General features: G+C 46.3%; 19 protein-coding genes. 16 read left to right on the top strand and 3 right to left on the bottom strand.

Annotated elements, in window-relative coordinates; translation table 11 throughout:
* Positions 1 to 195: 195 nt before the first annotated feature.
* From greA to DXB44_RS12215, 13 genes are all read left to right on the top strand, one after another.
* Entirely contained in the window at positions 196 to 681 is a 486-nt protein-coding gene (greA, locus tag DXB44_RS12275) for a transcription elongation factor GreA (RefSeq protein ID WP_055186361.1), read from the top strand.
* A gap of 12 nt (positions 682 to 693) precedes the next feature.
* The gene (lysS, locus tag DXB44_RS12270; protein WP_118658906.1) at positions 694 to 2,205 is read left to right on the top strand and encodes a lysine--tRNA ligase; all 1,512 of its coding nucleotides are present in this window, start codon (positions 694 to 696) and stop codon (positions 2,203 to 2,205) included.
* A 265-nt stretch (positions 2,206 to 2,470) separates the two neighbouring features.
* Positions 2,471 to 2,737 carry a DUF6462 family protein gene (locus DXB44_RS12265; protein ID WP_097785634.1) on the top strand — a complete coding sequence of 89 codons (267 nt, stop codon included), beginning with the start codon at positions 2,471 to 2,473 and terminating at the stop codon, positions 2,735 to 2,737.
* A complete protein-coding gene (locus DXB44_RS12260; RefSeq protein WP_005920629.1) occupies positions 2,734 to 2,961 on the top strand; it encodes an excisionase in 228 nt (75 codons plus the stop codon). Before DXB44_RS12265 ends, DXB44_RS12260 begins: the two co-directional genes overlap by 4 nt.
* Positions 2,962 to 2,969: 8 nt before the next feature.
* Entirely contained in the window at positions 2,970 to 3,353 is a 384-nt protein-coding gene (locus DXB44_RS12255) for a TnpV protein (protein WP_118658905.1), read from the top strand.
* A 239-nt stretch (positions 3,354 to 3,592) separates the two neighbouring features.
* Positions 3,593 to 6,469: a hypothetical protein gene (locus tag DXB44_RS12250; protein WP_118658904.1), complete on the top strand. Its 2,877-nt coding sequence runs from the start codon at positions 3,593 to 3,595 to the stop codon at positions 6,467 to 6,469.
* 12 nt (positions 6,470 to 6,481) lie between these two features.
* Entirely contained in the window at positions 6,482 to 8,329 is a 1,848-nt protein-coding gene (locus DXB44_RS12245; protein WP_118658903.1) for a hypothetical protein, read from the top strand.
* A gap of 21 nt (positions 8,330 to 8,350) precedes the next feature.
* Positions 8,351 to 8,584, top strand: coding sequence for a hypothetical protein (locus tag DXB44_RS12240; protein WP_118658902.1), 234 nt, complete (start codon positions 8,351 to 8,353; stop codon positions 8,582 to 8,584).
* Between the two features lie 6 nt (positions 8,585 to 8,590).
* Positions 8,591 to 9,109, top strand: coding sequence for a hypothetical protein (locus DXB44_RS12235; RefSeq protein WP_118658901.1), 519 nt, complete (start codon positions 8,591 to 8,593; stop codon positions 9,107 to 9,109).
* Between the two features lie 878 nt (positions 9,110 to 9,987).
* Positions 9,988 to 11,355 carry a hypothetical protein gene (locus DXB44_RS14815; protein WP_347561831.1) on the top strand — a complete coding sequence of 456 codons (1,368 nt, stop codon included), beginning with the start codon at positions 9,988 to 9,990 and terminating at the stop codon, positions 11,353 to 11,355.
* Positions 11,356 to 11,460: 105 nt separating this feature from the next.
* The gene (locus DXB44_RS12225; protein ID WP_118658900.1) at positions 11,461 to 11,949 is read left to right on the top strand and encodes a CHC2 zinc finger domain-containing protein; all 489 of its coding nucleotides are present in this window, start codon (positions 11,461 to 11,463) and stop codon (positions 11,947 to 11,949) included.
* On the top strand, positions 11,903 to 13,252 hold the full coding sequence (locus DXB44_RS12220; protein WP_243111146.1) for a DNA primase family protein: 1,350 nt from the start codon (positions 11,903 to 11,905) through the stop codon (positions 13,250 to 13,252). The genes DXB44_RS12225 and DXB44_RS12220 overlap by 47 nt, the downstream gene beginning before the upstream one ends.
* A gap of 123 nt (positions 13,253 to 13,375) precedes the next feature.
* Positions 13,376 to 13,585 carry a DUF6462 family protein gene (locus DXB44_RS12215; RefSeq protein ID WP_005920587.1) on the top strand — a complete coding sequence of 70 codons (210 nt, stop codon included), beginning with the start codon at positions 13,376 to 13,378 and terminating at the stop codon, positions 13,583 to 13,585.
* 95 nt (positions 13,586 to 13,680) lie between these two features.
* Here the strand turns inward: DXB44_RS12215 and DXB44_RS12210 are convergent, their stop codons facing one another.
* Entirely contained in the window at positions 13,681 to 14,562 is an 882-nt protein-coding gene (locus DXB44_RS12210; protein ID WP_118658899.1) for an Abi family protein, read from the bottom strand.
* Between the two features lie 221 nt (positions 14,563 to 14,783).
* Here DXB44_RS12210 and DXB44_RS14670 point away from each other — a divergent pair, with 221 nt between their 5' ends.
* The 3 genes from DXB44_RS14670 (at position 14,784) to DXB44_RS12200 (ending at position 16,985) form a co-directional block, all read left to right on the top strand.
* A complete protein-coding gene (locus DXB44_RS14670; RefSeq protein ID WP_199680613.1) occupies positions 14,784 to 14,954 on the top strand; it encodes a hypothetical protein in 171 nt (56 codons plus the stop codon).
* Between the two features lie 36 nt (positions 14,955 to 14,990).
* Entirely contained in the window at positions 14,991 to 16,226 is a 1,236-nt protein-coding gene (locus DXB44_RS12205) for a tyrosine-type recombinase/integrase (protein WP_118658898.1), read from the top strand.
* A gap of 510 nt (positions 16,227 to 16,736) precedes the next feature.
* Positions 16,737 to 16,985 (top strand): DUF6061 family protein, encoded by a 249-nt coding sequence (locus DXB44_RS12200; RefSeq protein ID WP_118658897.1) that lies wholly within the window; start codon positions 16,737 to 16,739, stop codon positions 16,983 to 16,985.
* A 577-nt stretch (positions 16,986 to 17,562) separates the two neighbouring features.
* Here the strand turns inward: DXB44_RS12200 and DXB44_RS12195 are convergent.
* Together DXB44_RS12195 and DXB44_RS12190 are read right to left on the bottom strand one after the other, a co-directional pair.
* Positions 17,563 to 19,851 (bottom strand): hypothetical protein, encoded by a 2,289-nt coding sequence (locus DXB44_RS12195; RefSeq protein ID WP_118658896.1) that lies wholly within the window; start codon positions 19,849 to 19,851, stop codon positions 17,563 to 17,565.
* A complete protein-coding gene (locus DXB44_RS12190) occupies positions 19,835 to 23,299 on the bottom strand; it encodes a TIR domain-containing protein (RefSeq protein ID WP_118658895.1) in 3,465 nt (1,154 codons plus the stop codon). Before DXB44_RS12190 ends, DXB44_RS12195 begins: the two co-directional genes overlap by 17 nt.
* Positions 23,300 to 23,430: the final 131 nt, after the last annotated feature.

The following is a 23,430-nucleotide window of genomic DNA, read 5'->3' as shown; positions in this document are numbered from 1 at the left end:
CAGGGGAGAAAGCTCGATTTCCGGGACAGCATGGAAAAGGCGCGCGGTAAGAGCCGCTTTTTTCTGCCATACTGCCGCCTTTTTTGTTGACAAGGCACCGGCTTGCTATTATAATAGTGTAGTCAAAATGGCATTCCTGTGCGGCTTTGTGGCTGCGCGAAAGAAATACAGCTAATAACAAGGAGAGATTCTCAAATGGCACAAGAGATCAAGATGTCCGCTGCCGGTCTGAAGGCAATGCAGGAGGAACTGGAATACCTCAAAACCGTCCGCCGCAAGGAACTGGCTGAAGAGATCAAGGAAGCCCGCAGCCACGGCGACCTGTCTGAGAACAGCGAGTACGACGAGGCCAAGAATACGCAGGGTCTGGTGGAGAACCGCATCACCGAACTGGAGCAGACCATCAAGAACGCAGTTATAATCGACGAGAGCGAGCTGAGCGTGGATAACGTCTCCGTTGGTACCCACGTCACCATCCGCGAGACCGGCGAGGACGAAGCCGAGGAATACGATATCGTGGGCCGCACCGAAGCCGATGCCTTCAACGGCAAGATCAGCGATGAGAGCCCCGTGGGCCACGCCCTGATGGGCAAGGCTGTGGGCGAAAAGGTCGAAGTGCTGCTGCCCACCGGCCAGACCGTGGAGTACACTGTGCTGGCCATCACCCATTCTGCAAACTAAGTAGGAGTAACCATGGAAGAGCAAAAGAGAAACCCCGCTGCGGGTCTGTCCGAGAGCGAGCAGGTACAGGTGCGCCGCCAGAAGCTGGCCGACCTGCAGGCCGCCGGCAACGACCCCTTTACCCTGACCAAGTTCCCGCAGGACGCGTATTCTGCTGACCTGAAGGAAGAATTTAAGGAGCTGCCCAACGAGACCGACAGCGGCAAGCTGGTGGCACTGGCAGGCCGTATGATGTCCAAGCGCGTTATGGGCAAGGCAAGCTTTGCCCACCTGCGCGACGACAAGGGCGATATCCAGCTTTACGTCCGCCGCGACGAGCTGGGTGACGAGGCATACGCCGCCTTTAAAAAGCTGGACGTGGGCGACATCATCGGCGTGAAGGGCGAGGTGTTCCGCACCAAGACCGGCGAGCTGAGCGTGCGCGCCACTGAGCTGACCCTGCTGGCAAAGAGCCTGCGCCCCCTGCCCGAGAAGTTCCACGGCCTGACCGATACCGAGATGCGTTACCGTCAGCGCTATGTGGATCTGATCGCAAACCCGGAGGTGAAGGACACCTTCATCAAGCGTAGCCAGATCCTGAAGGAGATTCGCGCTTATCTGGACGAGAAGGGCTTTTTGGAGGTGGATACCCCCATCCTGACCCCGTTCGAGATCGGTGCTTCTGCCCGCCCCTTCTACACCCACCACAATAGCCTGAACATGGACATGGTGCTGCGCATCGAGACCGAGCTGTACCTCAAGCGCCTGATCGTGGGCGGCATGGATCGTGTGTACGAGGTAGGCCGCATCTTCCGCAACGAGGGCATGGACCCCAAGCATAACCCGGAGTTTACCTCCATTGAGCTGTATCAGGCCTTTACCGATTTCCATGGCATGATGGATCTGGTGGAGGAGCTGTACAAGCGCCTTGCCCTCAAGATCTGCGGCAGTCTGGTTATCCCGTATCAGGGCAAGCAGATCGATATGAGCCACTGGGAGCGCCTGACCATGGTGGAAGCCGTGAAGAAGTATTCCGGTGTGGACTTCAACGACTGGCAGACCGATGCAGATGCCATCGCCGCCGCCAAGGCACACAACGTGGAGCTGCCCGAGGTGCCCACCAAGGGCGCCATTCTGGCTGAGTTCTTCGACGCCTTTGTGGAGGACAAGCTGATCCAGCCCACCTTCATCTACGATTATCCTGTGGAGATCAGCCCGCTGGCCAAGCGCAAGCCGGATGACCCCGCTTTCACTGAACGTTTTGAGTATTTCATCGACTGCACCGAGTACGGCAACGCCTTCAGCGAGCTGAACGATCCCATCGACCAGAAGGGGCGCTTCGAGCGTCAGGTGGCCGAGCGCAAGGCTCTGGAGCCTGAGTGCAAGGCACAGGTGGACTACGACTACATCAACGCACTGGAGTACGGTCTGCCCCCCACGGGCGGTCTGGGCTTCGGCGTGGATCGTCTGGTGATGCTGCTCACCGATAGTGCCTCTATCCGTGATGTGCTGCTGTTCCCCACGATGAAGCCCATCGACCAGTGAACTACAAGGAAATCAACATAGAAACGAAAGATTTTACTTCTGATTTTCTTGCAAAAACTGTGTCATCCCCGTTTTGACATCAATTTGACAGCAAAATCCTGAAGAATCACGTCCCGTTATGAAGCGTGACGGATTTCAGATAAAAACGCACAAGGCTTGAACAAAGCTGTAAGAGCACTTCTTGGAACCATCCGAGAGGTGCTCTTTTCGTTTGCTCCTGCGGCCAACTTCTGTCAGACAGTCACAAAAAACGGAGGATAAAATTATGAAAACCGACTACAAGCCCATCAAACCCATGAAAGAAATTCCCGACCAGCTTCGCAAACTGCGCCGCCAATTCCTGCGCTACCAGCAAGCAGAAATCGTGTACAGCCTGTCCCATAAGAAGTTGCTGGAGCTTGCCAGCGATGCCGGGGCCATTTACCGCTTCGATAGCACTGTACTTATCAACCGAGAGATTTTTGATGCCTATTTGGAACGCTTCCATGAGCCTACAAGAAAAATAACCATGAAGGAGGTCGAGGACGAATGAGCGGCAGCGTATGGATGTTCTCCGACCAGATCGACGATGAAGATATGGACTTCATGCGGCATGAGTTTGTGACTTACAGCATGGCAAGCGATTATTATGGGCTGGGATTGAAACCTGTCACCCGGATGGCACATGAATGTGGGGCCATCTATAAGATTGGCCGGAAGATTTTGATTCGGAGAAGTATTTTTGAAGAATATCTGCGTCAGCAGAGGAAGATTTGAGGTGTGCGATGGAAAAGCTGAACACTAGATTGCATAATGAAAATAACGGGCTGGACTATGTGCTGGTCGGAGATTACTACTTTCCTACCTTGATTCTGGCAGAGGATTCTTGCCCTGTTGGTCGCTGGGGCAACATGTACAAACGGTATCTCAAAGAACATCATCCAGCACGGTATCAGGCTCTCCTGCTGTCTGGCAGGTTAAACACCTATCTGGCGGACACTGATGCACAAGCAGAGGAACAGCTGGAGTTGCTTACCCAGCAGATGGCTGAACGTGAGGGGGTGAACGAAGAATTGAAAGCCACAAATCAAATGGAATGGGCGCAGAGGATGAACAGCATCCAGAATCGAGCGGAAGAAGTTGTTCAAGCAGGGCTAATCTATAGATGATTTTAGAAGGGGCTGTTGTGTTTTGCAACATCCCCTTTTTTCATATGCCCTTTTCTGCTTGAAAAGTCTAAATAGTCTGCGTCAAAATTTGAATTCTTAAAAGAATGCTGGTGAATTTTATAGGATTTCAATAACAAATATTGTCAAAATAGCTAATTTGACATTTGATATTGTAGGATGCTGTTGTAAATGTTATAATAAACATATTAATTCCGCTTCTTAGAAAGGATGATTTGGCAATGTTATCAACAGAAAGTTTTCTGGAACTACTTCGCTTGTTACCAGACGATAAACGCAATAAGTTACTATCAAACTCAAAATTGAAGCAATACTCTATTGACGGATACAGAAATTTAAAATATGCTCCATTAAAAGTTCTTTCAGCGCACGCAGTAAAAAGTCATTTATTCTGTGAAACATTTTTGTCTTTAGTTGTTGATGAGTACAATTGTTTGACGCCCAAAGATGCGCAAACATTTTCTATAGAAGAATATCCTGGAATTCTCGCATATTATCTCAAATGTGGGCTGGATGTAGCTCCTATTGAAAAGCGATACAATGAACTAATTCGTGAAACAGAAAATGAAACAGTGCTTAACCCCATTGAAGAACAGGTAAAACATAATATGATTATGAAAAAATACTTGGGCTATGTTTTAAAACAGAATTTGTACTATTACAATTTTTATCCGGTATTTACAGTAGATAATGAAATTACTAAAATAGAATCGCCTGCAACAGAATTTCCGCAGAAAGGAAACATCAATCTGTCTTCTCAGTTGTATGCACAGCATAAGTGTTCAGATGTGTTTCGTGCAAATCAGGTTGCATTGATTGAATTTTCAGAAGAAGATTTAAGTGAAAACCGAAGAGGAGATCAGCTTAACCAAACAGAAAGGAAATTGGACGTTGACGATTTGTATAATCGCAATAGAATTCATCGTTTAAAAGATATTGATTTGTTTCCTGTTGTCCATCTGGCAACAAAATTGGATTTCTCAGGATCTGCAAATTTAATCTTGGAAGATAATATTCAAAATTCAGAAGATGTTTTTGTTGAAGAAGAAGGCTTACTGTATGGACCGTATAAAGTGGATGCAAATCATCAAATCAAAGTATTGAAATCCTCAAATGGGACGATTCAATGCTGGCGTCCCAAAATGTCTAAGACACTTGATGAGTGCTGCCTCCGATTCGATATTGATATTGGAAAGTATGTTCTACGTTCAAATTTGGAAATGTTTTACAGAGACGTTTTGAGCGAAGAAGAATTGTTGCAGAGTTTCGTTCGTACTTTAAAAGACAAAAGAGATTTAAACTCACCAGAAGCAGTTGTTGCTAACTATATGTCCAGTGTATTTGTTGGACTCGATTCTAATATCGCCGAAGAACGTAAGAAAAAAATTTCAAACTTCATTGAAAATTCAAGAAATGAATCTCATTATTCAAAGGAAATTGCCTCTGCGGTAGCTGGATTATTTGCTGAGTATGGAGATAATGATGATCTTCGTTCTGTATTAGAAAACGCTTTGGATGATCCTGAATTTTCCAGCAAAATTCAATCTTTGGATATTGTTCGAGATAAAGTTAAACGTGAACAAGATAAATTGTCCAAATTGGAAAAAGAAATTGAAGAAGCACAAAAAGGACTGGAAGATACAGAAAAGCAGAGAAAATCCGAGAGTGAAAACAAGGAACAACGAGACAAAATTAAGGCGTTAGAATTACAATTAGATAAGCATAAAACGGTCGAAAATCTAGACTTTGAAATCCAGTTCCGAGAGAGAACAAAAGAAGAACTTAACAAAAAAATTGAAGCGGCTGAAAGAAAATATAAAGACGTAGAGAGAAAATTAGAAAATGCAATTACAGAGAAAGTTCAAAGTGTACAAAGCCTAAATGGTATAACTGACATAGCATTTGATGGTGTCTTAACGGAGAAAATGTTACAGGCAGCATCTACATGGCGACACGAAAACGCGAGTGATGACTATAAAAAAATCACAGAAATTACAACGAGCGACTTGTGGAGCAAGGACAAGCTGAATGTAGTTGATTATGTGGTAAGTAACGTGAAATTTTATAGACCATCATATACTCGAAATGAAATAATTAACATCAGCGTTTGTGTGGCTCAAAACTTTCTAACAGTTTTTTCAGGAGAACCTGGAACCGGAAAAACATCGATTTGTAATATTTTTGCACACATTTTGGGCTTGACATTGCCCGAAGTGACTATGGATCAATCTGTGAAAAAAGAGTATTATACTGGTCGTTACGTGCCTGTTTCTGTTGAACGTGGATGGACATCTAAACGTGATTTTATTGGGTATTATAATCCGTTGTCAAAAGAGTTTGAATCCGCCAACAAGCAACTGTGTGACGGTTTGCGAATTTTAAATCAAGAAGGGGATTCATCTAAATATCCATTTATTATACTGCTTGATGAAGCAAACCTTAGTCCGGTGGAGTATTATTGGGCAGATTTTATGAATGCTTGCGATTCGGATAGTGCTACAAAATATCTTGAACTTGGAAAAGGCTTCGAATTGAAAGTTCCTCAAACGCTTAGATTTGTTGCAACGATAAACAATGATCACACTACGGAGATTTTGTCACCGCGTCTTTTGGACAGAGCCTTTATTATTAGTCTGCCTAGTGTAACGGTTGACACTGATTTTGTTGAAGTTGATTTTAGTTCTGTACCGTCGCAAACAATTACATGGAAGCAGTTTGTAGATGCTTTTGGATGCACAAATCCTGTCGCTTTTTCGGATAAAATAGCAGAGCTTTACAAGAAACTATATAATGCTTTTTGTTCTTTGAATATTAGAATTAGTCCTCGTACAGAAAAAGCGATTAGACTCTATTGGTCTGTCAGTCAAAATCTTTTCGATTCTGCTATGGATGGAACAGATCCATCGATTGTTGCGTTGGACTATGCATTTGCACAAAAGATGCTTCCGAAAATCAATGGCAGTGGTGATGATTATGGAAATTCTTTGAAGACGCTTGAACAGTTATTTAACGCAAATCATTTTGAAAAATGTGCTACCAAGGTAAAAGAAATTTATGAACGGGGAAAAATTTCAATGAATTATTATCAATATTTTTAAGAGGTCTTATAAATGTTTAGCGATGCTTTAACTCTTATAGGAAAATCTTATGGGCTTGACACTGAACAATCGCTTACCTTGCCATTGTATGAATGGAATGAAACGGAAAAAGATTTACAATATAGACACGATACTTTGTTAGGTGTTTATGCCGATTATTGTTATTCTGTTGAACTTCATCTGAACAATTTGCCCCCAATACAGAAAATATCAGTGTCTGTTAATGGATATGTGTGTGATATAAAAAATTTTCGTGATGGAATAATTGAATTTCATGAATCGCGCATTTTTTTGGACAGTTTTGGATTTGCCCAAGTAGACTTTGAATTTGAAACCGAAAATTCAGAAAAGTTAAACTGTAATACAACATATCTTCCAGTTCTTGTAATTGACTCAATTAATAATGAGTCTGTTCAAAGAATGGTAAAGACTATCTATGAAAAATCACCGTACTATTTGTTTAATAATCAACAACGTTCCCAAGATAACCGAACACTTGGAAAGTCGCCTATTCAAGATTTGAATGGACAAATTGAAGTACTTGGAAAAATTGTTACATCTTACAAGGAAAATTTTCGGTATTTCAAGACAAATGCGGCGTTTTCGCTGAACCGAATTGAGAACATAAAATCATACGAGAAGGTTAAGGACATCTCACTCAGAACCCTTCAATATATTGCACAACATCCAGAGCAATTACAAAAAAATTTTAATTCAACGGGCATCCGAGTTGGACGAGCAAATTACTTTCCGCAAAAAGCTCTTGTTGCAGAAAACGAGAATAATTATGATATATATGAAAATAAAATTATCATCGGTTTTTTGTTTTCAGTGTATCAAACGGTAACAGTTCTCTGCAAAAGTATTCAAGAACAAATTATACAATACACGCTGCCTTCGACTGCGACCGCTAATGGCTATACAAGTTCTGCCATTGTAATTCTGGATATCGGAAAGGAAAGATTAAAAAAATCTCAAAAAAAATTACAGGAACTGCGAACACAAATAGAAAATCTATATAATTGTTATCGACAGATTTTTCCGATTGAACCGATTCTCGTTCAGTCGGTTCCCATGCCATCGCCAATCTTCAGAGAAATAAAAGCATACCACATAATATATAATTTGATGATTGAATGGTTTATGTATGGCTCTTATAATTTTGAACGAGAAAATATTTTACTTCCACTCTTAAGAAGTCACAAAATCTATGAAATGTATGTGCTGATTCAGCTTTGTGATTTTGTTATTCAAGAAAGCTATATCATGGAAGAATCAAAGCATTTTCCATATTCAAATCTTGATGAAAAGAAGTGTACTCAAGATTTATCAATTGTTCCGAATACCTTTTATTTTGTTAACAAGCTGTCTAAAAAACATCTTACCATTTATTATGAGCCAGCTATTCAAGGGGCAAGTCATAAGGGAGAAAACAACATTGGCTTATATCGTAATAACAGTGTTTCCATCCGCTCTACGCGTACGACAGCTCGTCCATATCTACCGGACTATGTAATAAAAGTGCAGTCTGATGATAGTGAGATCTATTTTATTTTAGATGCGAAATTTTCAAGAAAGAATACTGTTCGTACTAGATATTTTCCGGAGCTTGCTTACAAATACCTGTTTTCTGTTTCAACTATTAATATGCAAGGGCAGAATGGGGGGCTGATTGTTCTAAACGGAAAAGCATCTGCCGATTCCGAAGAATCTGATGATATATTTAATTTCTATGATCATGAGTTGGATGATAACCCAATTTCACCGATGGCAAAAATTTTCACATTGACGGAAAGGACAGAAGAAGCTAAAGAACAACATCTCAGGCTGTTCCATTCGTTGCTGGGAAAGTATATTTAATAAATAGGAGATAAGTCAGACATGAAAGTTTCAGAACAATATTCATATGAAATAAAAAAGATATTAAATGACATTGATCAGCTCAAACATGGGAAAATTCATGAGCTTCAGAATGCGACCTGCTATCCGTCTATTTCTCGCCTTGGAGAGCAGCTTGAAATCGAAATCAATGAATTGATTTATGCATTAGATAACCAGTTACCAGGAAAAGTTCAGGAGCTTCGTAATCAAAAAGATTGTAGTGAACAGTGGTAACCAAATATGGTTGACCGTATTGTCAAAGAGATTAACATCTGCTTGGAAAATGACTGCTACATTTCAGCATTGGGAATGGCATTGACCCTGCCGGATATTTGTGGAAAAGCTAAATATCCCCAATGGAAAAAGCAGAATGTTGGGTTGCGGTATAAGAAATGGTACGATGAGTATATTGGATTCCGTGAAATCCCAAGTGGACCACATAGTGAAGATTTCTCGTATTTAAGTGGTGAGGTCGTTTACAGTCTGAGAAATTGCTTGCTGCATCAAGGAACTCCCAATATCGACAATAACAAAATCACAGAAAAGCGTTGCAAGATGGATTACTTTATTCTCGTGATTAACAAGGATGAACACATAACTTCATCTGAGTTCGCGTTAAACTACGATGGTGCTCGTTCGGATTGTGGAATGAAGGTGGACCTTTATAGCCTTTGCGGAAAATTAACGCGTGCAGCTTCCGATTACTATCACAGTAATAAAGAACTCTTCGATTTTTTTCAGTATCAGTTAATACAATAATACAGTCTCACCCAAGAGCGGCAAAGTTTCATTGCGAACTTTGCCGTTTTTCTTTTTGTCCGAAATTGTGAAATTTTCAAAACTGTATTCCAAAACGGTTCTGCGGATTCCTATTAGTGTAGGGGCTTTCAAAATCTTTTGTAAAACGGCTTTTCTCTAGTTCTATAAGTGGAAAATGAATAAAATCTATATTCTAAAATTAGTCAATTCAACAAAATTTTCAAAACTGTATTTCAAAATAGCCCTATAGATTCATATTGGTGTAAGAAGTTTTCCAAGCGAAATTTGAAAATTAGGTTGCCAAACACCAATTTTAGAATGCTATAGGTATAGGGACACGTTAGAATAGTGAATTTTCTTTGAACTTTCGCAAGACCCGGTTTAAAAACGCCCCTTTAAGTTTGTATAGGGTGTAGGGATTACTTTTAGAAATAGACCTGTTCACACTATTGAAAGACCTCGACTTCTTAGAAAACGACATCGTACCTTGAAAACAACATGATCGGCTGCAAGCCACTATGCTTTTTCGGAGAAGTGCTGTCATGACATGAACGCACCAAGAAGAAGCCATACGCTGGAGGAAATCGGGCAGGAACAGCTTGCGGGCAGACCGACACCGAAGAAGAACCGGGCAAGCTGGCAGAGAGGACTTCACAAGTCTTGTCTGTCAGGTTGTTCGGCGCAAGAGTGCAGAGATCGCAGATCTTTGCGCGGGTCAAGGGCGGCAGCCTTGCCCAGTGGATGTGATGCTGTGCGTCATATCCTACTGGGTATTATCTGGCGCACAGCAGGCGGCAGATTTGCAGCTTCGCTGCACCGCGTTGCCCCTATCCCGCGCACGGCGTCCTCTGCGTACCCCCAGAAAGGAGAGATGGTCGCTGAAACTGACCCGACACAATGGCCGCGCCGGAAAGCACGGCACTTACAATCCAAAGCACAATGACCGCAGTTTTGAAATCACCAACAGCGAACATATCGACCCGGAACGTGTCCAGCAAAATATCTATTGGGATTGCTACAACGGTATCCGTTCTGCTTTGCAGCCCAAAGATGTGGATAGTCTGGCTGACACCTTTGAAGAAGTCGAAAAGCTCTATTACAAACTCCACTACACGAACTTCACCGAAAAGCAGAACGAGCGCAACGCCAAAATCCGGCACACAGAACGAAACCGCTCCACCGAAGATTTGCTTGCCAGCAAGAAAACCTGCCCCGAAGAAAGCATCTATCAGCTTGGAACATTGGAAAGCCACGTTTCCCCGAAAGAACTTTTTCAAATCGCCACAGAATTTATGGATGAGTTCCACGAGCGCTTTGGCAAGCACGTTCACATTCTGGATTGGGCGTTACATCTGGATGAGGGAACGCCGCACATCCACGAACGGCATGTGTTCGATTGCGAGAACAAATACGGCGAAACCGCACCCCAGCAAGAAAAGGCGTTGGAAGCACTTGGCTTTGAACTACCAAAGCCGGACAAGCCCCTTGGCCGTTATAACAACCGCAAGATCACATTCGATGCAGCCTGCCGCACGATGCTATTCGAGATTGCCAAACGACACGGTCTGGAACTGGACGAAGTGCCGGAATACGGCGGACGGGCTTATCTGGAAAAGCAGGACTATATCATGGCAAAGCAAAAAGAACAACTTGCTCAACAGGAAAAAGCCGTACAGGAACAGACCGCTCAGCTTGAAAATTTGAAACAAGAGAATGAGAAAGCACATCATCAGCAGGTTCGCCGTACAACCTATCAGTCCCTAACACTTCTGAGCAACGATAAAAAAATTCAAAAGCAGGAAAAACAGTTAAGTGAACTTTCTCAGAAGATTGAAGATATCGAGAACTTGTTGGATGAGATTTCTACGGTTGCCTACGACAAAGCTGTGGCTGTTGTTTCAGGAAACGCTGTGAACGATGCTTTGAAAGCAAGCACAGAACAGGTCGATATATATTTGGACTGGCTGAAAGAGCCGGGACGAACGGCAAGCAAGGAAACAGTGGACTACACCACATACCAAATCATAACGCTACGAAAAAATATTGTTGCAGCGGTAAGCAGGCTTACCGCAAGATTGACAGCTGCCCTTATAAAGCCAGAAATCAAAAAGCCTGCTGTCGAGAAAATCAAAGAAAATGCTCGTCTGTCTGTTCTGCAAAAGTTACAGCAGCGACAGGAAGAAATCAAGCAGCGTGAGCAGACACGCACCAAACCGAAAAAGCGCAGTCATGGCATGGAACTGTAAAGGAGGAAAATCTTCAAGAACAATAATCTATTTCAAACGATAAAACAGACCATCACCACCCGGCAGGCCGCAGCAGCCTATGGCTTTCAGCCAAACCGTCGCAGCATGATTTGCTGTCCATTCCATGCAGACCGCAATCCCAGCATGAAAGTAGATTCCCGGTTTCACTGTTTTGGCTGTGGAGCGGATGGCGATGTGATCGACTTTGCCGCAAAACTGTTTCAGCTGTCCTTGCGGCAAGCGGCGGAAAAGCTGGCCTCAGATTTTGGGCTTTCTGCAACAGGCACTTTTCCACTGATACGCTATAAGCTCGTGGAAAAGCCATTGAACCAGAAAGAGCAATTCTACAAAATCCTGTGTGGCTATCGTTCTCTGCTGGCAGATTGGCGCATAACTTACGCGCCGCAGAATCCAGAAGATCCCCTGCATCCTTGCTTCATCGCAAGCATACACTACGCAGACCGTGTGCAGTATCTGCTGGACATTCTTTTGCAGGGAAGCTCGCATGAAAAACAACAACTACTCAACGGAAAGGAAGTGACCGCCCTTGGAGAAGCAATCGAACGATGCAAGGAAGCCGAAGAAGCAGCATAGCGCACCCGCCCGAAACTGGGTGGGCGACAACGGGAAAATTATTGAGCCATTATTTGCCGATTATTTTTTGAGCCTGCACCCCATGCGCTGCTTTCAAGGCAGGCTATTTACGGTGGATGGCATGATCGAGGATGAAGCCCCATTGAAAAAGGAAATCTATGAGCAGATTCGCTATTATGCCACCACCAGCGTAGCGCGGCGCATTGAACATATCATGCAGGCCATCAAGTTGGCCTGTGCATCCGAACCATCGGAGATTCAGACAGACCGCATCCATGTCCGAAACGGCACATACTTTGTGGACGGTCACTTTACCCCTGAAAAAGAATACTGCATGAACCGACTGCCCATCGCCTATGTGCCAGAAGCACCAGCACCGACACGCTGGCTGCAATTCTTGAACGAACTGCTATACGAAGAAGATGTTCCGGCCTTACAAGAATACATTGGCTATTGCCTGCTGCCTGTTACCAAAGCGCAGAAAATGCTGCTGATGGTCGGCAAGGGCGGTGAGGGAAAATCCAGAATCGGGCTGATTCTTCGAGAATTGTTCGGCAGCAGTATGTATACAGGCAGTCTGCAAAAAGTGGAAACCAACCGCTTCGCCCGTGCAGACTTGGAATACAAACTGCTTCTGGTAGACGATGACATGAAAACCGAGGCCCTGCCGCAGACGAACAATATTAAAACCCTTGTCACGCTGGAAGATAAAATCGACATTGAACGCAAGGGTCAGCAGAGTGTACAGGGAACATTGTATGTTCGGTTTGCCTGCTTCGGAAATGGCAGCTTACACGCACTCTATGACAAGTCCAACGGTTTCTATCGCCGCCAGCTGTTGCTCACCACTAAGGAAAAGCCCGTTGGCCGGGTGGATGATCCTTTTCTCATTGATAAGATGCGGAACGAAAAAGAGGGCATCCTACTTTGGGCATTGGAGGGGCTGCATCGGCTGATTCGGAACAACTATCGGTTTACCATCAGCGAACGCACCGCCGCGAATCTGAAAGAAGCGATGGAGCAGGGCAACAACATTCTGGGCTTCCTCAAATCTGAGGGCTACTTTGAAATTCGGCAGGGGGCCAAGTGCAAATCCACGGATTTCTATAAAGTCTATGAACGCTGGTGTCTGGATAATCTGGAAAAGCCACTGGCCGCATCCACCTTTATCCACCATCTGAAAGACAACCAGAAAAGTCTGGGCATCGTCTACGATGATAAGTGCATTGGCACAAATCGGGGCTTTCACAATGTAGACGTTGACCTGTTTTTACCCGTTGATGTTCCAAGTCCGTGGGATTAAAAAATAGAATCAACTTGAAAAAGCCCTGCTCGGCCTGCTCACAGTGTGCAATAGGTGCAGGATGAGCAGAGTGAGCAGGTGATTTTGAATTTATATCAAAAATAAAACATGGAGGTTTTGCTTATGGGTTACGCCCGAAAGGACGTTGAAAGAACAAAAATGAACGCGAAAAAGTTTGTCCGCTATCAGGAAGGGGCTGAAAAATACAGTCTTGGTCTGACAAAATTTCAGGAGTTAGCGAAGGAAGCTAAAGCCGTTTATAAAATCGACAAGGTGGCGTTGGTCAACTGCGAGATTTTCGAGCGGTATCTGGAAACTTTCCGCATTGCATAAAAATAGGCCGGAGGAAAATCCCCCGGCCCCAGACAGCCCACAGTGTTGCGCTGCAGAGCAGCTCGTGGGAGAAGTCACCTTTATTCTATGCAAAATCAGAGCTTTTCTTTCCAGTCATCCCGGAAGCCGTAATAATCCATTCGCACAAACGGATATTTTTCCGTCAGAGCAATGACGGCTTCCTTCATTTCCGCAAAGTTCTCAGCAGGCAGAAGCCTTCTCATGACGAGGAAGAATCCGAAGAAATGGGCATTATCTATTGTGCCATCTTCCCGGCGGATCAGCAACGCCTGTTCTTTCCTGTTGAGGGAAGGCTTTTGCTCAAAGAGACGATTGTAAATGCGGCTCCCGTGTGCGCAAAGATTGCGGATGATCGTCATGCTGTGCATATACTGCCCCAGAATTTCTGGGCCGCGATTCATAGTAAGCCCGAACCGATGGGCAATTGTTTCTTTGAGCGGACGTTCGGAAATGGAATACAGGAAAGAAATGTCGGAGATCGTCAGCAAATCAACGTAGGCCCAGAGCGGAATCTCTTGGTGCAGGTCGTTGATGAAGTGCTTTAAGTAGGCTTCGTGGGCCAGCCGCTGCCGCTTCTGCTGGTTGGCTTTGTCGACGATTTCCTTATGTTTTGCTTGATTGGAGAAATTTGCGACATCCAGATAACCCAGCGGCCCATACACTTTTGTAAATTCATAGGCATAGATGGACTTTATCTGTACCTCAATGGTTTCGATATGGTGCAGGATGATATGACGGAACTCATGGTCGAAATTGTAAATGTCTTCGATATTTTGGAACGTGGCAGACTTCGCAAAAACATCGTTCTTGCGGAGCGTCAGAGAATAGCCGCTGACACGGTAATAATTGTTCCGCAGCAGAAAATCCTTTGCTTCGGCTTCATCCTCGATGGTAAGGCCGCGTGAACGAAGAATCTCGATTTGTTCATCTATCGTTTTGAAGTCCTTGTCTGCCATGAAAAATCTCCTTTATAAGCAAAACGCCCCCAAGTGTGCATACGCTATGCGCAGAGGCCTGGGGGAGTTGTTACCATTATAATAGCAAATCAAGGACGAAATGTCAATGAGCAGAGTGTGAACTTTCGATTTTTCGTAAAAATTTTCAAGAAGGGCTTTTTACAGATTGACTTCCTGTCACACGGAAAGTATACTGGTACTGTGGAGGTATGAGAGCAGCTATGGCAAAGATGGGACGACCAAAATCCGAAAATGCAAAAAAGAAAACCTTGAGCATTCGGGTGGAGGATGCTCTGTATGAACGTATCTGCACTTATGCCGAACAACATCAACTGACTGTAACAGAAGTTGTCTTGCAGGGGCTGGACAAAGTTTTGTCCGACCTTGAATAGTATCAAGCCCTTCTTCTTTCGGGAAGGAGAATTGATATGGCAACGACACGAAAAGACCTGCGGGGGCGTACCCTGCGAAAAGGTGAGATGCAGCGCAGCTCCGATAAGCGATATGCGTATTCTTACACGGACCCGTTGGGGCGGCGCAAATACATCTACGCAAATGACCTTGTGACCCTTCGGGAGAAGGAAGCACGGCTCACCAAAGACCAGATGGACGGTCTGGATATTTACGTTGCAGGCAAAGCAACGGTCAACTTTGTGTTTGACCGCTACATGAGCCTAAAAACGAATCTACGCCAGACCACCCGGAGCAACTATCTTTATATGTATGACCGCTTTATCCGCGATACCTTCGGCAAGAAGAAAATTGCAGAGATTCGGTATTCGGATGTGCTGCAGTTCTACAATTACCTGTTGGATAAGCAGGGCTTGCAGACGAACACGCTCGAAAGCGTTCATACGCTGCTACATCCCACCTTTCAGCTGGCGGTTCGGGATGAGATCGTCCGCAAGAATCCCACAGATGGTGTGATGGCAGAAATCAAGAAAAGTTCCGAGCAGACCACTGGTGTGCGTCATGCCCTGACGATTCCGCAGCAGCGGGCGTTCATGGAACATATCGCCAATCACCCGGTCTTCTGCCACTGGTGGCCGTTGTTCACGGTACTGCTGGGAACAGGCTGCCGCATTGGTGAAGCGTTGGGCTTGCGCTGGGATGATCTGGACTATGAGCGGCGCACTATCAGTATCAATCACAGTCTGGTCTATTACCCGGTGGGCGAAAGCCGCAATTCGGTTCTGCACATCTCAAAGCCTAAAACGGAAGCAGGCGTTCGGACGATCCCTATGTTTGATACCGTGAAGGATGCCTTTGAAATGCTGCATGAAGAACAAAAAGAATCCGGCTGGAACGATGTGGAGATTGATGGTATGTCGGGCTTCATCTTCTGCAACCGCTTTGGTAATGTTCCGAATCCGCAGTCTGTGAACCGCGCTATCAAGCGCATCGTTGCAGACTATAATGCAGGTGAAGAAGTGGAAGCAAAGAAGCGGCACCGGGAGGCGGTTCTGTTGCCGGACTTTTCGGCACATCATCTGCGGCACACGTTCTGCACAAGGCTTTGCGAGAAAGAGACCAACCTGAAGGTCATCCAATCGGTCATGGGGCATAAGGATATTCAGACCACGATGGACATTTATGCCGAAGCGACTGAGGAGAAAAAACAGGAATCATTTGAGCGTTTGGCTGCTACACTGGATATTTTTTGATAGCAAAGAAGGGCTCTTACTGAGCGTTCTGTCTGACAGCAAAATTCTTCCAAGGACAGCAAATTGACAGCAAAACTACGAGAATGACGGCGAATCACGAAGGATTATGAATACCGGGAACGCAAGTGAAAACGCGATTGTGAAGCATCACGAAGCGTTGTAAGCAGATTTCGGAAAGTATCCCCACGATGAAGCCGATTGACCAGTAAATTTCCAATTTAAGCGAAACAAAGCCCGAAACTTCTTGATGGTACGAGAGGTTTCGGGTTTTTTCTTTTGATGAATTTCCAGTAAAAACTACACCATACGCCAATTTTACGCCAAACGATGTATGATTTTGTGCAGAGCAAAAAGAGCGTTGTTCCAGTTTGGCAGTAGAAACGGCTGTGTAGTAGGCGGGTGTAGACCTGCAAAGGGCTACATCAAAAAGTGGGTTCATGAATCTGCAAACGGACAGCCGGAACTTTCCACCGCAGAAGAAGTAAATGTGAAAAACATGGAGGCTTTCTTATGAACAAATTGCTTTCCTGCCGCTACAACATGGACACCAACCGGGTGGAAGCCCGGTTCGAGGGCGGCACCACCGTTGCCATCGACTGCATAGCCATTGAGGACGAGTACGGCAACACCCCGGCACAGCGGGCAGAGCTGGACTGGCTGCTGTACAATAAACCGCTAGAATACGCACAGCTCGTATTGGTCGGAGAAATCGAACACTACCTCTCCCTTGGCTGCGACCATGGCAGACTGGAAGATTAAGCCCCGATAAAGAACACGATGCCCACTGGCCTATGGCTTCTGCCATAAGTCGGTGGGCATCATTTTTCCTGATGCGTAAAAATGGTCTGGTTCATTTTGAACCGGACCAGCCAAAGTGCAGTTGTAATCAAAAGCTGCTACGGAAAAGCAGAACATCCAAAGAAAACAAACATATTCCGTAAAATAAAGTCCTTTCCTCTTTGAAAAGAAAGCAGTAGCATGATATAACGTTTTTGCTCCAGATGGCGAGAATGACTGCCACAACGGGCGGCAGAAGACTCAGGAGGCCATAGTTCATGATGTTCCTTCTTTCTTGGCGATTCACGTTTTGTTCATAGAATGACTTTCTTATCATGTCTGAAAACAGCCGATGCGTCAATCATTTTTTACGATTTTCAGCCACAAAAAGCCCCTTGGCTTCCTGTTACAGGAGCCAAGGGGCTTCTGGCAGCATCTTTTCAGCAAAACGTCCCCGAAGCGATGCTCTCGCACGCCTCAGGGGTGTTCTCAGTCGTAATCGTAACGACCTGAAGGTTCAGTGGACTTTTCAATCACTATGCCTTATGTAGTTTACTGCTCAATCTGCATCATCGGCAGGAGCCTGAGGGCAGACAGTTTGTAACGTTTTGGCCTGTTCCCCATCGTCTGCCGTGGGAGCCGCCGAACCTGCCTCATCGTCTACGCCCAGGACTTGTTTCAGGTTCACCAGCTGAGGAACACCGTCGACAAAGTACAGGAAACGCTCACCACGCTTGTTATAATTGAAGATTCGCAAATCACTGGAGAACCAGATTTCCTGGCCATTGATCTTTGGCAGAACAGGCTGGATTGATTCCCAGATTTCGCGGATATGATCATCATCTTCGCAGATCAAAACGATAATGGGCCTCTGCGGGAAACTGATCTCGTCCTTTTCGTGGTAAAGCTGATCCAAATTGTCAAACATGAGAGCAAAACGTTCGATTTTTTCACGCAACCATTGTTTTATGCTTTCGGCTTCAAAGTCTTCGGTGCGCCGGACAGGCTCTGCCACCATCGGGCAATCGTTTATGGTTACGGTCGCATAGAACCGGGCACCGGTATACTCCGTACCCTTCAGTTGAATGACGCAGCTTGTTTCGAAATTCTCACCAACTTCGTCCTTGTAGGTACGCAGCCAATAGATCAGCCATTGGTTCGTCGCCAGGATGCGTTTGACCGTGTTGCCGTCCTGGAAAATGTCAAACGCATTATAGCGGCCGCCTTTTTTGCCCAGTTCACGCAGCAGGGTGCTGCCGTTCTTTCCCAACGTAATGATTCGCATGACGGAGCAGCTGCTGCCATCCGTACTGCCGTCCTCATTCAGCGTCACAAAGCGGGTCAGGCTGATCAGCCCATACTCCGCCATTCTGTTTGTAATTGTAGTCAGTTTAGCCCGTGTGACACCACTTCGCCAACCGAACGATACATAACCCGCCTTTATCAGATCGACCAGCATCGTGCTTGTAACATAGCGAAGCTTTGCGATCCATTCAAGAAGGCTGATCTCGAACGGGCCAATGCCACCCAGAGAGCCCTTGTTCATTGCAGCGACCAGAGCAATGAGTGGCTTTGGAGAACTTGGGCTGCCGTCTGAAGCATCCGCAGCGCGCAGTACCGTTCTTGGATAGAAAATAAAGGAAGATTTCTCGGCATTTTTTACGCGTCCGAACTCGTTTGCTTCTCGGACCGGCTGTTTGGGCGCGTGCAGGATGGGAGTGTTTTCATCTGCCGGAACGCTCAATTGTGTACAGTTCTCCGGCAGGGGCGGTGCAGCAGCCGGCACAGAGGAAGCTTCTGTAGAGGGGGACTCCGCAGGAAGGGTACCGCCTCCGGAATACTGACTGTATTCTCGCGCGATCAGCGCGCACAGATCGTACCAAGACAATCGGTCGTCGTTCCAGCGCCCCATCCACTGAGGTGTCCAGATGATGGGCTTTTCTTCCCCTTCCAGTTTCCTGATCCGGAAGCCTTTTATGACGCTTTTCTTGTACGGCAGACTCACATCCGCAAAGCAGGCGGTCACATTCCTCACACGGGGGAACAGGATCTCTGCTGCATCCGACGGGAGGATACTGTCTTCGTGCAAAACCTGTCGCTTGTATTCCTCAGCAATGATCCCGGACAGCGTGTTCCAGCCCATGCCGGTGCCGACCCATTGATCGTGCATTTCTTTGGGCATATAGATATGGAGACTTTTCCGTTCTTTAATATGCACCAGATGAATGCCGGGAATCTGTTCCCCGGTGGCTCTTATCACAGCCGTGACCTCAGCCTCTGTCTTGTTCACGGAGGAATAGAACGTGCAGAGTGGCTTTTTGTCCGGAGCAGCAGCGATGCCTGCTGCTACGTCCGGTTGCTGTTTTTTAGGGGCAACGAGCAGGTACTTCTGCGTAACTGCCTGGCGGACGTCGCTCCATTGAACCTCAGTATACGACCAACGGGTGTGCATCCATGCCGGCATATGAACCATGATGCCGCCGCCAGGGCCGATCTTGACCTTCAGATCACTGACGACGACCCCGGTCTCCCGGAGGGTCACATCCGCCAGACAGCTGTTCTCCCGGTCAAAATCGTGCAGCGTCACCGAAACCGGCGGATCAAAACTTTCCTTTCGGTATGCTGCGGTGATCAGTTTTCTCGCCTCGGCCCATTCGATCTCCGCCGGGTAGGGCCATGTGGTCCCCATAACAGCAGGCATATGCACCTGGATGCCGCCGCCCATGCCAGGCCTGACCTTGAACCCGGAAATCACCGTGCCGGAGACGGAGAGTGTGATGTCTGCACAGCAGCCTCCCTGCGCATCGAAATCGTGAAACGAAATGCTGAGTTTATTCGTTGACGTCATGAATGATACCTCCGTTCTGGATGAGAAAACTAATGTTCTTGTGGTCCGTCATATTTCCTTGGATTTCATTAAAGGAGCACCTAAAAATCCAGATCCCTGTATAGTTGGTATATTCAATTTTTCGGTAAGAAGGAATACGTTCGATCGCCATCAGTGAGGAATCCATCGTGTAAAAGCGCTGCGCATCTTCGTCATTATCCGTAGGAATATCCAGAAACTCATATCTCCAACCCAACGGTTCAAACTGATCGGTCTCATAAGTATACCGCGCCCCGTAGGGAAAACGTCTCAGCGGTAGGAAGGCCATCTGGATATCATCGGTCAGCCTGTCACGCACCCAGACAAACCTGCCCGTGATTCCTGTATATCGCATATCCTGAACGACCAGTTCATGGTTCAGCCTTTTTATTTCGCCGGTGGAAGAAAGGACATAATACCCATCACTCTTATAATCTTCAAGGACACGACGGATTAAGTTGATCTGCGAACCCCGCAGGACTTTTTCCTCTGAGAAATCGGGATCCAGTAAGACCAGATGAGAACCAACTCCGACGGCAATTCCATTTTCCCGATAACAGGCGCATCGGACATTAGATGAGAATGTCTTCCGATTTAGCACATCGAAGGATTCAGTATCATACTCGACCAGTAAGTTCTCAATCGCGACTAAGACGCGTGTACCATCTGCACGATATTGGATGCAGTAGATCCCCCCGGCCCCCAAAGCACCGACATCCCGCAAACTTTGGAACCGCGAAGGGTCGAATTCCCGATCGCCGCCTTTGTGGGGGATGGTATCCTCAGAGGAATTTTTAAAAAAGGTTTGAAGTTTCCATGAATGTGTGTCCTCGTCAAACCGTGTCACGGAAAGCAGCTGTAGCAGATTGCTCCGGGCGAATTCTTGTCGCTGCGGATTCCATCTGGCGCATCTTGCCGGAACATCATAGGACAAACCGGAAGGAAGTTTCTGCCCATGAACATCGCACCAGATCAAAGGCTCCAGATCGAACGAAACATTCAACTCGTTTTCTTTTGAGAACTGAACGTAGCGAAAGCTTTTGCTCCGGCTGTCATTGCCGTAACTTTTCACCACGCTCTTTGTTGCGATCGAATAGCAGAAAACGATATTTTCGTACAGGATGGCCAACAGTTCTCCGCTGTGATCCAGCGCAAGGTCAACGACCGGACTGGACTGCAATTGGATCGTGTCGAGATAGGATTGCTCTGCAAGGCTGTAGATTTTCACAACGCCCGCCTCATCACCGCTGAACACATGCGCGTGGCTGTCGGCCGCAACAGCGCTGATCGGTGCTTCATGACCGTCTGTCAGAAAATTGGCCCGGTCGATCCATGCCCGGTCAAAGAGGCTGGGATAATAGGCATCCCTGTACCAGACCGTGAACACGCATTTATTCAACCAGCATTTCCGGAGATCAAGATCCGAGAAATCGCACCAGGCCAGAAGGCCCTTCCGGCCGATTTTCATAATGTTTATAAAGTTCGCAACAGCGTTCTGGGCAAGGTCGCCGTTTTTTGTTCTCCACAGGGAGAGCAATTGTTCGGCAACACTTTTTTCCGGTGCTGAGATCGTTGTCTTTCCCGGAAAGTTCCAGCCGTCTTCTGTCCGCACCGGTCGGGCATTTTCCTCCCGCAGGATATCTGAAACGAAACCGAGAATATCATTCGGATAGATAGTCTGCTGCAGAACAGGCTCCACGTCATCCAGGCGGTCAGGATCGTATGCAAATGCCTTCATCTCATTTGCAATATGGAATGCTGCAAAGTAGTCGCGGAAGCTCTGATGCAAAAATTCGTATCCTGCATCTGATTCATGCAGAAAATGCAGAGAATCCGTCGCAAGACCAACAAGGATCTCTGTATCAAAACGGCTTCTCCCACGGAGCAGCCTGCAGAGCGTATCTTTTTTGTACCAGGTGTATCGATCACAGTTCTTATCTATCTCGCCGATACTGCGCCAGATCTCGTCCTCGCTCAAATACAGTCTCTGTTTTTCCAACATTTTGAATGCAAGAGCAGGAAGCAGATATTCCAACAGCACAAGGTGGGCGGCCTGATCAAAATTATCTTCTTCCGCAGCACGGTACAACTGTGTCTGAAAGAAGTTGCTCAGGATCTTTCCGGCGGTGTCCGGATGCTCTTCCAGAACAATGCCCTTGATGTATTGGTATTTGGAACGGTGCTTTTCAACATCCGAGAACAAGGTCAGCATCAACGGCGTCCGGATGACCGCAAACACCTTCTCGTCCGTAACAGGCGGAAGGCCCATGTTGTGCAGGTATAACTCAATGGATTCCCTGTCCAACGCCTGCATCTCAAGCAAAACAACATTTCCCATCAGGCAATGCAGCAGGGAGGAGTCAAACCATCTTGAGGTCATGATGATCCGGATACCACTGTAGGCATTGATATAATCGGTGTTGAGCTTGTTTACGAAGGTCTTTACATAGTCCAGTGAAATTTCGTTGATGCCATCCAGCAGGAGAACAACATTGGGTACAGCGGTATAGGGCACGCTCATCAGATTTCTTAGAACACCCCACATGGACTGATTTCCTCCGCAGACAATGCGAGCCAGATATTGGTCCAGGGTCATACCGGCATCAATCTTGCTGAGCGGGACATAGATGGCGTTGATTCGTTTGCTCAACAGGTAATCACAGGTCTTCAGCAGGGAAACGGTTTTTCCCATGCCGCCTTCGCCGGTGATCAACAGGTGTTTATGAAGATTATCCTGTCCGTCGGTTTCGGAGAAGAACTTTACCAGAGAGACATCCTTCTTCTGATCATCCTTGTACAGGATATTGATCTCAGGGTTCTTGATGGCGGGGAACAGTTCGCTCCGGATCTCGTTCAATGCGTAGTTTCCGCTCTGCTCATACTGATGTTCATGGTAGAGCCGCAGGCTGGTCATCAGATACTCCGGCGTATCGATCGGCGGCAGATCCTTTTCGTCCCCGCTGCAAAGGAATCTCTTCAACTGCGTCAGGGGGACGCTCTCTGTGATCTCACGCGCAAAGGACGCGATGCCATCAGGACTTTCATCGATCCCTGACCCAAAACCGAGAACATCATGGCCGGCACAAAATGAGAACATATAGGCGCTTTGCCGGTTCGCGCTTTCACTCACATCGTCCAGACAGACCACTACGATGCTTTTCTCCCTTTGGATCGCCAGGTCGAATTCGTGAATACAATACGGCTTGTTGACATAGGTCTTGGAAAGAAAGGCAACAAAGACGATCGAGTCATCAATGGCAATGTCAATCGAAGAGTTGAATTTTTCTGCCGCGCGCAGTCTCTCTTTATCGATCCAGCAGGAAAAGTCCGCTGCAGAGATCAGACCCGCGATTTTTTCCACAAGTTCACGGTCATCATGTGAATAGGACAGGAACACATCGGCGTGTCCGGATGGTATATTTTCCATCATTCTTCACACCTCCATTTTGTATTTTGGCATCCTTTTCTCTGACGATCCGCCGCAGAGGATGCGAAACGGTGTGCTCTTCTTCCCGGTGCTTTCACCGGAGATCCAACCTTTTTCGCGCAGTGAGAGAAAAA

The sequence above is a fragment of the Faecalibacterium sp. OM04-11BH genome (assembly GCF_003482185.1).
GTDB lineage: Bacteria > Bacillota > Clostridia > Oscillospirales > Ruminococcaceae > Faecalibacterium > Faecalibacterium tardum.
This window is presented reverse-complemented; position numbering and strand designations above follow the sequence as displayed.

Coding starts and splice junctions, on each gene's coding strand:
- DXB44_RS12250 (WP_118658904.1), top strand. CDS start 3,593: ATGTTATCAACAGAAAGTTTTCTGGAACTACTTCGCTTGTTACCAGAC.
- DXB44_RS12260 (WP_005920629.1), top strand. CDS start 2,734: ATGAGCGGCAGCGTATGGATGTTCTCCGACCAGATCGACGATGAAGAT.
- DXB44_RS12225 (WP_118658900.1), top strand. CDS start 11,461: ATGATTTGCTGTCCATTCCATGCAGACCGCAATCCCAGCATGAAAGTA.
- DXB44_RS12195 (WP_118658896.1), bottom strand. CDS start 19,851: ATGACGTCAACGAATAAACTCAGCATTTCGTTTCACGATTTCGATGCG.
- DXB44_RS12265 (WP_097785634.1), top strand. CDS start 2,471: ATGAAAACCGACTACAAGCCCATCAAACCCATGAAAGAAATTCCCGAC.
- greA (WP_055186361.1), top strand. CDS start 196: ATGGCACAAGAGATCAAGATGTCCGCTGCCGGTCTGAAGGCAATGCAG.
- DXB44_RS12255 (WP_118658905.1), top strand. CDS start 2,970: ATGGAAAAGCTGAACACTAGATTGCATAATGAAAATAACGGGCTGGAC.
- DXB44_RS12245 (WP_118658903.1), top strand. CDS start 6,482: ATGTTTAGCGATGCTTTAACTCTTATAGGAAAATCTTATGGGCTTGAC.
- DXB44_RS12210 (WP_118658899.1), bottom strand. CDS start 14,562: ATGGCAGACAAGGACTTCAAAACGATAGATGAACAAATCGAGATTCTT.
- DXB44_RS14670 (WP_199680613.1), top strand. CDS start 14,784: ATGGCAAAGATGGGACGACCAAAATCCGAAAATGCAAAAAAGAAAACC.
- lysS (WP_118658906.1), top strand. CDS start 694: ATGGAAGAGCAAAAGAGAAACCCCGCTGCGGGTCTGTCCGAGAGCGAG.
- DXB44_RS12205 (WP_118658898.1), top strand. CDS start 14,991: ATGGCAACGACACGAAAAGACCTGCGGGGGCGTACCCTGCGAAAAGGT.
- DXB44_RS12240 (WP_118658902.1), top strand. CDS start 8,351: ATGAAAGTTTCAGAACAATATTCATATGAAATAAAAAAGATATTAAAT.
- DXB44_RS12190 (WP_118658895.1), bottom strand. CDS start 23,299: ATGATGGAAAATATACCATCCGGACACGCCGATGTGTTCCTGTCCTAT.
- DXB44_RS12235 (WP_118658901.1), top strand. CDS start 8,591: ATGGTTGACCGTATTGTCAAAGAGATTAACATCTGCTTGGAAAATGAC.
- DXB44_RS12200 (WP_118658897.1), top strand. CDS start 16,737: ATGAACAAATTGCTTTCCTGCCGCTACAACATGGACACCAACCGGGTG.
- DXB44_RS12215 (WP_005920587.1), top strand. CDS start 13,376: ATGGGTTACGCCCGAAAGGACGTTGAAAGAACAAAAATGAACGCGAAA.